Origin of the sequence: Bradyrhizobium sp. (assembly GCF_049586575.1) — a bacterium.
Taxonomy (GTDB): domain Bacteria; phylum Pseudomonadota; class Alphaproteobacteria; order Rhizobiales; family Xanthobacteraceae; genus Bradyrhizobium.
This window is the reverse complement of record NZ_JBAVCF010000478.1, coordinates 1-12161: the sequence shown is the minus strand read 5'-3', so window position 1 is coordinate 12161 and position 12161 is coordinate 1. Positions and strand designations below refer to the sequence as shown.

The following is a 12161-nucleotide window of genomic DNA, read 5'->3' as shown; positions in this document are numbered from 1 at the left end:
CCTTCACGTTTGACCACCATCGATGTCTGCAAGAAGGAGTTTTTCGACCATGACCCGCGCCAGACGCCACAAGGTTCGCAAGGCAAGCCAGGCTCACGACCGCCGGGCGCAGGATCTGCCGTTGAATGCCGAAGTCGCCACTGTTGAGATCGACAATCCCCTGGGCCTTGAGCCCGGCGAGAAGATCGTCGCGCTGCGTTCGATCCGAAACGATCCGCTGGCCCGACTGCACAGCCACCATCAGATCGACGAGGCGCAGTATCGCGGCGGCCGCGCGTTTCAGGACGATTGGGAAAAGGCCGAGCGCGGGCCACGCGCGGTCGATCCGACCCGCGAATATGTCGACGGCGGGCAGGCGCGCGAACCGATCACCGAGCGGCAGCGCCGCGCGGTGCTGCGGCTCAATCGCGTGGAACACGAACTCGGCGCCGACGGCGTGATGCTGGTGCACGAGGTGCTGGTGCTCGGGATGACCGCGGAACAGATCGGCCAGCGGCGCGGGCTGCGCGGCCAGCGCTGGAAGGATTATTTCTCCAAGCGCTTTCGCGAATGCCTCGATCGGCTCGCCTTGATCTACGGCTTTGCAACCGCACAAATCGCCCGCAAAGGCCGAACTTCGTGAGCTGAAGTCTCCGGGCAAACGAAAAGGCCGCTGGCAAACGCCAGCGGCCCGCCGGGTAGAAATAAGGGGTTCGGGAATGAAATTCGTCCAGCCCCGGATGACGGTCATCATATCCGCAGCCCATGAAGGAATGGAGTCGAAAATACAAGGCTTTGCGTGACATCGCGCCGCTGTGGCGCTCGCAACACAGTCTTGGGACTAAAGTGGACTGGTCTCAGGACGATCGGAACGGATCGCTGTGTTCCGCAGTAACCAAACCGCGTGCCAAGGAACTCCAACGCTGGCGCGCGGCTTATTTGGTTGAGGCTTTCGAATCGGGCGAGGCGGATTGGTGTCAGGAATTCCTACGGTGGTTTTTGCGCAGGGGGAGGCGTTCCCTCTGGCGCCCGACGGCGACGATGATGGAACGTTTCGGATGTCGGCTGTGGTGTTTAGTCCCGAAGTGATCGAGATCATGTCGGCGGCGCTGGAGGCTTCGATCAACAGCCTGCCGGAACCGGTCTCCGCCACCCAGGTCCATTGTCTCGCAGAATCGATTCTGGACGCGGCAGGCCGCGGCGAGCGGGACGTCGCCGTGCTCGAACGCATCGCGCTGGTGGAGTTGCGCCTTTTGCCGCGTGGGTAGCGTCGCGGCTGGGCGCCGATGCTGCTAGGCTAGTGGCGTGGATTTGACATTCGCTGCCCCGCCAGCCCCGAGTTCGCAAAGCGAATGTCAAATCCGAAACTCCGCTAGAAACATATATTTGCCAGTGGTCCCTTGATTCCCGACATTCGCAAAAGCGCCCGCTGAGCAGGGATACGAATGCTAGAATCGGACCACCAGGCTTGTTCGAGTGGCATATCTCCAAATGAAAAATTCCGCCTTCCGTAGCCAGCCACCGCTCACCCGCGTCACCGCGCGCGCGCTCAATCTGGGCGATCGGATCAACACGTCCGGTTTCGAGAAGGACGCGCTGTCGGCGGTGCCGCTGGCGTTGCGGGTGGGGCAGGATGGCATCGCCGTGCTGTTTCGCTATGGCGTGGTGGTTTTCTTCAATATGAGCGCGGAGGAAGAGACCGCCTTTCTCGAACGGCTGAGTCCACGGATCGGCGGCCGCCTGCTCCCGCCGGAAGAAGAAGCCGCCACGGTCGAGCTGCTGGGCGAGACGGAAGACCAGGTGGCCGCCGGCGGGCCGATTCAGGTGCGCGAGATGTCGATCGCACGGCTGCTGGTGGTCTCGGATGCGCTGGCCAAGAGCGTGGTGCTTGCCCATGACGAGCGCGAGGTTGCGAAAGTGTTCGAGACCATCGAGCCCTTTGTGCGGGAACTCGCGGCCTCGGGAAAACTCTTCCGCGACCGGCGCGGCATCCTGAAGCTGATCGGTGGGGCGCTATTGGTGCAGCACAACGTCTCCGGCCGCGTCGCGATTGCGGACAAGCCCGATGCGCTGTGGGACCGTCCTGACCTGGAGCGGCTTTATGCGCGGCTGGAGGACGAATACGAGTTGAGCTCGCGGGTCGAAACGCTCAACCGCAAGTTGGAGGTGGTGGCGGAGACGGCCGATACGCTCGCCGATATCATCGACACCCGCCGCTCGCTGCGGCTGGAAATCATCGTCGTACTGCTGATCGCGTTCGAAATCGTGATTGGCATCTCGCAGATCTTCGCCGCACGCGGCAGCCACTGAGGGCTCGCGAGAATTCACCTCTCTCATGGGGAGAGGCATAGGCCGCTCTGGCGGCCGTACTTCCCCCGGCCACGATTGTTTCCCGCCATTGTCCCGAAAAGGGACCAAGCTCTGACGTTTTCGGCCACAATCTGACACGACGTTAACGATATGCAAACCATCACGGTCATAGCGATCCTGGCGCTGCTGACGATCTCCGGAGCGGTAATCTCCGATCAGATTCTGACGACCCAGGATCAAACTGTGGCGGCTCGGTTCTGACATTCGTCTGGCGTGGGCGCGTCTGGCGGATGGGGGTCTAATGCGAATGGGGGACGACGAGCATGCTTTCCGTTGATCAATTCCTGAGACTTATCAGCGTGCCGGCCGTGGTTGCGGCCTTTTTGATCGCGTCGCAGGTGTCGGGCGCCGGCCTGTTTCATTCCCCGCCCGCGCAATTAGCGAGCGAGTAACCATTTTCCGAGACCAAGTCGCGGGTTCGAAACCGTGCGATCGCCGCCCTCTGCGGCCGGGTCGCGCGGGCTCCTGCTAATTTCTCGAGTGTTTCCCGGCATTTGTTACGGCATGACAATTCACAGGCGGCGCGAGTGCACGCGTGAAACACAGCTTTCGTTAAAATTGTGCCTCGCTCCTTTAATTGGAACTTAGAGTCGGTCCGTAGATATACAGGGTACGCAGGCCGGGCCAGGAAATACCGGCGGGCGATGATCCATTTGCTCATACGGAGGCGGACTTGCGGAACATTTTTCAGAAGTTCTGGGCGGATCAATCGGGGGCGACCGCGATTGAATATGGTCTGATCGCGGCCGGCATCTCGCTTGCCATTATCGCGGCGGTCAACGGCCTTGGCTCCACGCTGAACACCAACTTCACTTCGATCAACACGTCGTTGAAATAACCGATCGCTGCGTCCCAGGACGGACCGGTCTTGTACAGTTTGATGAACCCCGCCGGATTGCTCCGGCGGGGTTCTTCGCGCCGGCAGAGGCCGGAACGAGCGAAGCGACACTCAGCGCTTCTGCGTTTCCGCAGATGATATCGCTTCCCGTTCGGCGGCCTCGTAGCGCAACCACAATTCAAGGGCCGCAAGAAAGGCAATGGCGACGCCGATGCCGATGCTGAAATGCATCGCCCGGGTATGGGCAAAGCCGAGAAGCCAGGGTGAGGCGACGAGCCAGAGGCCCAGCGCCAGATTGATCCATTCCTCCCAGGCGGAGAAGGCAATGATGGCGGCGAGCGAAAGAATGATGATCGCGGCGCTGGAGAGGCGCAGGTCGAGATCGGCCGTGCGGCTCGCATGCACGAAAAACCAGGGCGCTCCGAACAGGACCGCCGCCAGCAACAGATTGTAGATATCCAGGACAGACCTGGCGTCCACTTTCCGAAGTTTGTGCAACATCACAGCACCACCTTTCGCAAACTTCGGAACGCTATGGACACCAGCAGATTTTTTGATTCCAGTGCGGCTTTCCATTTGAAGTTCCTGGACAGAATGTGCCGCTTGTGTTGCAGGAACTTCAAATGAGCGGCGCTGGCGTGCGACTTTCGCATGTGGATTGCTCCCCTTGAGAGATCCGGCTCCCGCGTGATCGCGGCCGAGCCGCTCCCGTCCAAGAAAACGCAGCGTCTGCTCGCTCTGTTCCGGAAAGAGCAGGAGCGCCGCGGCTAGACTTTAGAATGAGCCGGCGGCATCGACACCTCGTGCCGTTCTAAGTTCAACGCGCGGTGACGCACGTCAGGCACAGGTGAGCACGATCTTCCCCGCCACAGTGCCGGTCGCGAGAAGTTCGAGCGCGCTTCTGGCGCGCGCCAGTGGAATGACCTCGGCGATGACCGGCTCGATCCGCCGCTCGGCCAAGAGCGCAAAGATCTTCGGCAGGTCTTCGAGGAACGGCCGCGGATCTCTCCGGTATAGAAGCGAGATGCCGTAGAAAGCGCCGCGGCGGCGGCGCAGGCGTGAGGTGACAAACGTGTCGAAGAACATGCGCGCCTGCGCCAGTCGGCTAGTGGCCGTCATGAAGCCGTAACCGACGACGAGGCCGCCGCGCCGCACAGCACTCAGGCATCGGCTGATGCTCTTGCCGCCGAGCGCATCGAAGGCGACGTCCACGCCATTGGGTTCGCGCGAACGAACGAGACGATCGATCGGGCCGTCGTGATAATCGATCGGGAGCGCGCCAAGTTTGGTGACGAGCGCATGCTTGGGCGAGGAGGCCGTGCCGTAGGTGGTGACGCCGGCGAGACCCAGGAGTTGCAGCAACGCCGTCCCGACGCCGCCGGCAGCACCGGTAACGAGCGCCCGCGCGCCTGGCTCGACCTTGGCGACGCGATGGATCATCTGCCAAGCACTGACATAGTTGAGGATCACGGCGGCGGCCTCGATGTCGGAGACACCGTCCGGAATGGCGACGAAATGCCGGGCCTCGCGCACGAGGTATTCGGCAAAGCCGCCGTGAACCGTCAGCGCGGCGACGCGCTGGCCGATGCGAAAGCCGGTTACATCGCGCCCGATCGCGTCGACCACGCCCGCGATTTCATAGCCGCCGACGATGGGCAGCTTTGGCGCGAAGCGGTATTTCCCCGCGAGCATGATCAGGTCGGTGGCGCCGATGCCGCAGGCGCGCACGCGCACGCGCAATTCGCCTCGTCCCGGCGCCTGTAGCGGCAAATCCCTGATCTCCAGCACTTCGGGGCCGCCGGGGCGGGTGATGACACCAGCGCGATAGGTCGTCGTCATGACGTGTCTCCTTCTCGGATAGGTTTCATGAGCGAAATATGCGGGTCGGGAGCCATAAAGGAAATTGCGCTAATCTCTATCTATGTTATTCATTTTTGTATGAGCAGCGCCGGGACGTCCACGAAGGCCGGGAAGACCAAAACCGAACCCGGCTGGGAGCTTTACCGGACCTTCCTCGAGGTCGTCCGCGACGGCAGCCTGTCGGGCGCGGCGCGCAAGCTCGATCTGACCCAGCCGACGGTCGGGCGTCACGTCGACGCGCTGGAAGCTTCACTCCACCTGTCGCTGTTCTCGCGCTCGCCGCAGGGCCTGAAGGCGACGCCGGCCGCCCTGGAACTCGTCGGCCATGCGGAAGCGATGGCGGCTGCATCTGCCGCGTTGCAGCGCACGGCTTCCGGCGGGGCGAGCGCCGATCGCGGCACGGTGCGCCTCACCGCTAGCGAAATGGTCGGATGCGAGGTGTTGCCGCCGATCCTGGCGCGCTTTCGCAACGCCCATCCCGGCATCACGCTGGAACTTGCGCTCACCAACCGCAACGAGGACTTGCTGCGGCGCGAGGCGGATATCGCCGTGCGCATGGTGCGGCCGCGTCAGAAGTCGCTGGTGGCGCGGCGTATCGGGAAAAGTCCCGTCGGCCTGTTCGCTCATCCCCGTTATGTCGAGCAATACGGCCTGCCGAAGACCGTTGCGGACCTCAAAACCCATTGCTTGATCGGCTTCGACCGTGACCCGCAGCCGTTCCGCAGCTTAGGGACGATGCCGCAACCGATCAGGCGGGAGATGTTCGGCTTTCGCAGCGACAGCGATCTGGCGCAATTTTCCGCGCTCAAATCCGGCGTCGGGATCGGCGGCTGCCAGTACGGCATTGCGCGCCGCTATCCGGAATTGGTGCCGGTGCTGACGAGAATGATTCGCTTCGAACTCGATGTCTGGGTCGTGATGCACGAGGACATGCGCTCAACCGGCCGCGTCCGGCTGCTATTCGATCACCTGGCGACGGAATTGACCGCTTTTCTCCGCACCCGGTGAGGCGGATGGAGTCGAAGGCGTGGCCGTCCGATCACAGTCCACAGCAATTGAAGCGGTTTTCCAACTCCGTTGCAGACAAGCGCCGCGGGCGCGCTAAATTCGCATGTGGGGCAGATACCGGGGCGGGAATCTTAAGGAAATGACACATCCTCTGCTGTTCAATCCGTTTTCTTCGAAACCGGACCACGCACAAGACGTCAGGCAGGAGCGCACGCAGGCAACGCCGCGGCCTGCCGCGTGGTCGATGCGATCGACGCCGGTCTGCGGACATTGCCGTTCGGACGACATCGTCTCGCAGGCGACCGTGCAATGGAGCAACGAAAATCAGGAGTGGGAGCTGGCCAACACTTTTGCCCAGCCGGCGCACTGCAACACCTGCAACATGGCCTGCGAGATCGTCTGGCTGCCGCTGAATTGAGGGCGCAACCGTGCCTCGATCAGCGATCGTCGCCCCAGCGCCATCTCGGCGGTTCGCCCTTCAACCAGCAAATCGCGGTCAGGACCACCGTCAGCGCGATGATATAGGCCGCGAATACGATCATCGACCGTTGCGGCGGCACGAGGAAGACCCCGGCGATAACCAGGGCGAAAAAGCCCATCAGGACGGCCCAGCCCTCCCAGGTGGCCGGAAGGCCCCAGCCCCAGCCGTATCGCTTCGCGGGAAACCAGTATCTGGAATCGTCGGATGGCATCTCCCCCTCCTTTTGGATTCGCGGAGCTAAAGTAGCCGTCGATTTAGGCTGGCGAAAGTCGTCGTGGCGCTATGACGGGTAGGGAAGTGACCGCGCTTCAGGCCACGAGCGCCGTCAGCATCGGCGCGTTGGCGCGGCCGAATTCGGAAATCGGCACCGGTTTGCCGAACAGATAGCCTTGCGCCAGCTCGACGCCGGCGGCGCGCATGTAGTCGAGCTGTTCTTCGGTCTCGATCCCTTCGACCGTCGTGAGGATGCCGAGGCCCTTGGCGAGCGCGAGCGAGGAGGCGACCACCGCCTTGCAATCGTGGCGGCTGAGGATGCCCTTGGTGAAGGACTTGTCGATCTTGATCTTGTCGAACGGGAAGACGGTCAGATAGTTGATCGACGAGAAGCCGGTGCCGAAATCGTCGAGCGCAATCGACAGGCCGAGATTCTTCAGCTGCCGGATCGTGGTCAGATGCGCTTCCTGGTTTTCGAGCAGCGATGTCTCGGTGATCTCGAGCTCCAGACGTTCGGGCGGCAAGCCGGTCTTCACTAGCGCGGCCAGGATCAGCTCGAACAGGTTGCCCCGCTTGAACTGGATCGCCGATATGTTGACGGCGACCTTGACGTCCGCGGGCCAGTTGGCGGCATCCGCGCAGGCCTTCTCGAGGATCCATTCGCCGAGCGGCCCGATCAGGCCGCTGGATTCGGCGAGCGGAATGAAGTTGTCCGGCGCGATCATGCCCTTGACCGGGTGCCGCCAGCGGACCAGCGTTTCGACGCCGATGAGCTCCCGGGTCTTGATGTCCACCACCGGCTGGTAATGCAGCTCGAACTGGCCCAGCGCGATCGCCTCGCGCAACTCGCGCTCGGCCGATCGCTGGGTGTTGACGACCTCGAGCATTTCGTCATGGAACAGGCGGAAGTCGTTCCGGCCGGCGGACTTGACGTTATAGAGCGCAAGGTCGGCGCGCTTGAGCAGCTCGCCCGGCTCGACGCCGTGTTCCGGCGCCATCGCGATGCCGATCGAGGCGCCGACGCTGGCCTCATGTCCGTTGACATCGAACGGCCGGGTCATGGCCTCGATGATGCGCAGCGCGAGCGTCACCGCGCCTTCGCGCTGGTTGGGGCCGCCTTCCTGGATGATCGCGAATTCGTCGCCGCCGAGCCGCGCCAGCACGTCGGTGTCGCGCACCGTCGATTGCAGGCGGCGAGCGACCTCGGCCAGCAAATGGTCGCCGGCCAGATGGCCGTGCGTGTCGTTGACGGCCTTGAACCTGTCGAGGTCGATCATCATCACGGCGATGCCGCCGCCGTTGCGCTTCAGCCGCTTGCTGGCTTCCTCGAGCCGTCTGTTGAATTCGGCGCGGTTGGCCAGTCCCGTCAGCGCGTCGTGCCGCGCGAGATGAACGATCTCGGCTTCCGCGCGCCGCCGCTCGGTGATGTCCTCGATCAGCGCAACCCAGCCGCCGCCTTCCATCGGCTGCCGCGTCAAGAGAATGGATCGCCCGTCCGGCAACTCATCGATCCGGGAAGCGTCGGGCGGAAGTGCGACGAGCTTGGCTACCCTCGCTGTCACCTTCGGGGCGTCGATGGACTTGATCAAACCGCGCGCGACGAGGTGGGTGGCGATCTCGGAGAAAAACATTCCGGGCCGAACCAGATCGGCCGGCAGGCCGTAAAGCTGCGCGAAGCGTTCGTTCCAGACGGTCAATCGCTTCTCGCCGTCGAACATGCACAGTCCCTGCGCCATGTTGGAGAGCGCGGTCGAGAAGCGCGTATTCATCACCTCGAGCTCGGCGGCCTTTTCGGTGAGCAGCTTCTCGCTGCGTTTTTCCGCGGTGACGTCCTCATGCGTGGTCAGCCAGCCGCCATTGGCCATCGGCTGACGCTTGATCTCGACGACGCGTCCGTCGGCCAATTCCTGGATTTCGGTCGCCTGCTTGACGTTGACGGTGACGTAGAGGTCAAGATCGGTCGTGAAATGAGTGCCGTTCTCGATGCGCGCCTGCAGGATCTCCCGCGCGGTCGTGCCCGGTTTCACCTGGTCTTCCCGCAGGCGGTAGATTTCCGCATAACGAGCATTGGCGATCACGATGCGCTGCTCGGGATCGTACAGGCAAACGCCTTGCGACATATGGCGAAGAGCCGCGTGGAAACGCGCATTGATCAGTTCGAGTTCGGCGGCCTTCTCCTCGACAAGCCTGGCTTGCGCGCGCTGGGCGGTGACGTCCTCGTGGATGCCGACCCAGCCGCCATCCGCAATTGCGGTCTTGACGATGGAAATGATCCGGCCGTCCTTGAGGTGAGTGGTGGCCTGGCTCTTGTCGGTCTCGCGCAGTTCATCGCGGAATTTGTCGACGAAAGAGGGCACATCGAGACCGAGTTCGCGATTCTCGCCGGAAAACTTGATTATATCGTGGATGCTCGTGCCCTGCCGGGCGAGTTCGGGCGGCATCTGATAGAGCGCCTCGTAGCGTTCGTTCCACACCGTCAGCCGGCCTTCGGCGTCGAACATCGCAAGGCCGCTCGACATGTTGGTCAGCGCCGCATCGAAGCGGACGTTCTGCCGCGAGATCTCCTCGTTGAGCTGCCGCAGGGCCTGCTGGCTGCGGTCGAGCGTGATCTGGTAGCGGATGGCAAAGCCGATGCCGATCAGGACCAGAAGCGTTACGATCGAGGCGATGACGACATAGGCAGCGCGGTGCTGTTTGTATTCGCTGAGGATGCTGTCCTCGGACAGGCCGACATTGAAGATCAGCGGGTATTTGTCCGAGACGCGGTAGGCGATCAGTCGGGTGACGCCGTCCATGGCGCCGGCGCCCCAATAGTGACCTGACGTCGCATTCGGATTTCCCTTAAGCGGCTTGCCCCGGGGGATCTTGCGGCCGATGACATCGCCCTTGAATCCCTGTGCCGCCAGGATGACGTTGTCCTGGTTGCGGATCGCGAGGCTGCCGCTCGCGCCGAGGTCGACGGCCCGGTAGAAGCGCTCGATGAAATTCGGATCGACCGAGAGCAGGATCAGGCCGGCCGTGCTGTCGTCGGGGTAGCGCAGCCGGCGCAACATCTGGATCGATAGCCGCTTCGAGGTTCGGCCCATCACGGGCTCGCTGATGACCAGTTCGTCGTTGGTGGCGTGAAGTTGCTTATAGGTGTGCGGACGGTCGCCGACGTACAGATGCGGACCGTTGTAGTTCAGCGTCGTCGCGACCTGGAAGCCTTCGGAGTTGATCATTGAGAGCTGGAACGCCTCCTCGCTGATCAGCGCGGTCTGGCCGGCCCATTTGCGCAGATCGAAATAGGCGGGATCGTCCTCGTAGCTCTTGCGCAACAGAAGCAGCGTACGGTCGAAGCGGGTGATGGTGTCGATGGTGTTGTGCTCGAACAGCCGCACCAGGCTGTCGGATTGCTTCAACGCTCCGTCGATCGCCTTCTCGCGCTCGACGGAGGAAATGTAGGCCGCGACGAACCAGCTCGCGGCAATCAGCACGATGCCTGCAATAGCAGCCGAATGCAGTAAAGCCCGCAGCCAGGCCAGCCATTTACCGCGCCAGATCATTTCTTGATTGCCCCACGGAAAGATGCGCAACACGAGCGTGTTTTATCGCTCCTGGCGGTTTAAACCTTGGTTACGCGGGGATTTCTCTGCTGGGTGTAGTTAACAGTGCTAGAATCTTTGGCTACCGCAACCAGAAATTTACCACGCAGATCTTCCAACATTCGCATGGCGTGCCTGCGTCCAATGGTGAGCGAATCTGAAATCCGCTTCACTAGCCGCCGGGATGGGTCTCAGCAGTCGTCGTCGTCATCGCGGCATTCTAGTACTGGCTGCGATCCATGACCGGGACGGGGGCGTTTTCCTGGGCAACGGCGGCGGCCTTGCGGCTCGCCTCGATCACCGCGCGCAGCTCCTTGGCGCTGATCAGCGCCTTGCGGACATTGCGGTCATCGACCGTCATGTCGAAAGTGATCAGGCGGTTGCAATGTTGGCAATTGGTCTGAAAGCCCGGACGCAGGCGTTGTGCGCGCTCGCGGAAGACTTGCGAGCACTTCGTGCATTTGACTCTGACTTTGTCGTCGATCATGAATGCGCCCCTCCTGGAAATGTCGCGACACAGTTTGCACAGCCGGGCTTAAGGGCGGGTTCGAGCCTTCGCTAAAACTTGAACGAGAGCCGCGACATCGTTGTGCGGTGCACCGGTGCGATCGCGTATTCGCCGATCCGGTTTGTATCAAATTGCGGCTGCCAAGGTTTTCGCACGCACAGATGATGCGGTGATGGCAGCCGGCTACGCCCCGTTATATTTCGGCGCTCGAAGCCCCGATCATGAGCAGCATCAGCAACGCTCTCGCACGCATGCTGCGCCGGCACGAGCCTCCAATGATACCGGTCGATGCAGCGCTCAGAACCCGAGCAGCGCCAGGCCAACCCAGGAGAATGCGAAAAGGCCGCAAGCGGCGGCAGCGACCGAAGCAAGCGTTGCAATTGTTTTCGTGACCGGCATGACCGAACCTTGTGTAACTGACGGTCGTCATTTTCTACGGCGATGTCAGCGCAAAAATGGCGAGAAAATGCTCGCCGGAAATAACGAGCGGTTGTGGCCGTGCTGCAACATGAACCTGATCTTGCCCGCAAAAATCCGTATTCGAGCCGCGTAGTGACCCATCAGAGGTCTGATTCTAACATTGCTTGACGAGCTCGTGGCTGGGCGGGTAGCCAATGACGGGATTTAGTACCACTGATCGATCTGAAGCCTTGGAAGAACTCGCCACATGCGGTGTTGGCGACTTCAGATCGACGGTATCCGGGGAAGTTGGGGGAATGCTTCATTTCGGGAACGGCGTGCCTGCATGGCCGCTCGCGATTGCCGCCGCTGCGGTAATTGCGTTCGCCATTGTGTGGCTGGAATTTGGCGGATCGCCGTCGCCGGAACTCGCCCGCGATTACGAAGATTGTATCGAACGGGTGCAAGCGCAAATCTCGCCGGGCGATGAAGCCAACGGGGCGTTGACCGGGTGCGGCGCGCGGTTTGCCGGACGGCGCAAACCCGAGGGCGGCTATACCTATTACGATTTCATGCAGGACCGGAAATTCGACATCGCGGGTCCCAATCCGACAGCGGAAGAGCGCAAAGCCATCGATCGCGAATATATCGGCTATCTCGAGGCGCAACGGCGGGAAGCGATTTCGGCGGCGCTGGCCAAGCAGCAGAACGATATGCTGCGCGCCGATATCGAGAGCGCGTCGGCTCCCGCCGGTCCGCCTTTGGAGTTGGTGCCAGGCAGTGTGCCGCTGCCGGTTCCGCGCCGCGTGGCCGAGCAGCGGGAGAAGGCGCGACGGTGCGCCGAAGACGCGCTGTTATGTACGCTGTCGAGACTCTCGAGCGCGGTGAAGGACGCTTTCGCCTCGTCGAAGACGAAGAGTT

13 protein-coding genes are annotated in these 12161 nt (G+C 62.1%); 8 read left to right on the top strand and 5 right to left on the bottom strand.

The genetic code is table 11. The features are described 5' to 3' along the window. Positions 1–49: 49 nt before the first annotated feature. From WB528_RS18475 to WB528_RS18460, 4 genes are all read left to right on the top strand, one after another. Positions 50–622, top strand: a complete 573-nt coding sequence (locus tag WB528_RS18475) for a hypothetical protein (RefSeq protein ID WP_423889837.1) — start codon at positions 50–52, stop codon at positions 620–622. Positions 623–953: 331 nt separating this feature from the next. Beyond that, on the top strand, positions 954–1247 hold the full coding sequence (locus WB528_RS18470) for a hypothetical protein (protein WP_423889836.1): 294 nt from the start codon (positions 954–956) through the stop codon (positions 1245–1247). Positions 1248–1470: 223 nt separating this feature from the next. Further along, on the top strand, positions 1471–2289 hold the full coding sequence (locus WB528_RS18465; RefSeq protein ID WP_423889835.1) for an RMD1 family protein: 819 nt from the start codon (positions 1471–1473) through the stop codon (positions 2287–2289). A gap of 742 nt (positions 2290–3031) precedes the next feature. Continuing rightward, positions 3032–3187 (top strand): Flp family type IVb pilin, encoded by a 156-nt coding sequence (locus WB528_RS18460; protein ID WP_423889838.1) that lies wholly within the window; start codon positions 3032–3034, stop codon positions 3185–3187. Positions 3188–3298: 111 nt separating this feature from the next. On the opposite strand, the gene WB528_RS18455 is transcribed toward WB528_RS18460, so the two are convergent. Next, entirely contained in the window at positions 3299–3688 is a 390-nt protein-coding gene (locus tag WB528_RS18455) for an SPW repeat protein (protein ID WP_423889834.1), read from the bottom strand. A 336-nt stretch (positions 3689–4024) separates the two neighbouring features. After that, entirely contained in the window at positions 4025–5026 is a 1002-nt protein-coding gene (locus tag WB528_RS18450) for a zinc-binding dehydrogenase (protein WP_423889833.1), read from the bottom strand. 99 nt (positions 5027–5125) lie between these two features. Between WB528_RS18450 and WB528_RS18445 the strand changes: the two genes are divergently transcribed. Both WB528_RS18445 and WB528_RS18440 read left to right on the top strand, forming a co-directional pair. Continuing rightward, positions 5126–6055 carry a LysR family transcriptional regulator gene (locus tag WB528_RS18445; RefSeq protein ID WP_423889832.1) on the top strand — a complete coding sequence of 310 codons (930 nt, stop codon included), beginning with the start codon at positions 5126–5128 and terminating at the stop codon, positions 6053–6055. Between the two features lie 139 nt (positions 6056–6194). Then, positions 6195–6473 carry a hypothetical protein gene (locus tag WB528_RS18440; protein ID WP_423889831.1) on the top strand — a complete coding sequence of 93 codons (279 nt, stop codon included), beginning with the start codon at positions 6195–6197 and terminating at the stop codon, positions 6471–6473. Positions 6474–6492: 19 nt separating this feature from the next. On the opposite strand, the gene WB528_RS18435 is transcribed toward WB528_RS18440, so the two are convergent. From WB528_RS18435 to WB528_RS18425, 3 genes are all read right to left on the bottom strand, one after another. Next, positions 6493–6747 carry a hypothetical protein gene (locus WB528_RS18435; RefSeq protein ID WP_423889830.1) on the bottom strand — a complete coding sequence of 85 codons (255 nt, stop codon included), beginning with the start codon at positions 6745–6747 and terminating at the stop codon, positions 6493–6495. A gap of 97 nt (positions 6748–6844) precedes the next feature. After that, positions 6845–10294 (bottom strand): bifunctional diguanylate cyclase/phosphodiesterase, encoded by a 3450-nt coding sequence (locus WB528_RS18430; protein ID WP_423889829.1) that lies wholly within the window; start codon positions 10292–10294, stop codon positions 6845–6847. A gap of 259 nt (positions 10295–10553) precedes the next feature. Further along, positions 10554–10820, bottom strand: coding sequence for a hypothetical protein (locus WB528_RS18425; RefSeq protein WP_423889828.1), 267 nt, complete (start codon positions 10818–10820; stop codon positions 10554–10556). Between the two features lie 142 nt (positions 10821–10962). Here WB528_RS18425 and WB528_RS18420 point away from each other — a divergent pair, with 142 nt between their 5' ends. Next, positions 10963–11394 carry a hypothetical protein gene (locus tag WB528_RS18420; protein WP_423889827.1) on the top strand — a complete coding sequence of 144 codons (432 nt, stop codon included), beginning with the start codon at positions 10963–10965 and terminating at the stop codon, positions 11392–11394. Positions 11395–11557: 163 nt separating this feature from the next. Then, the coding region (locus tag WB528_RS18415; protein WP_423889826.1) for a hypothetical protein at positions 11558–12161 on the top strand (604 nt) is incomplete at its 3' end.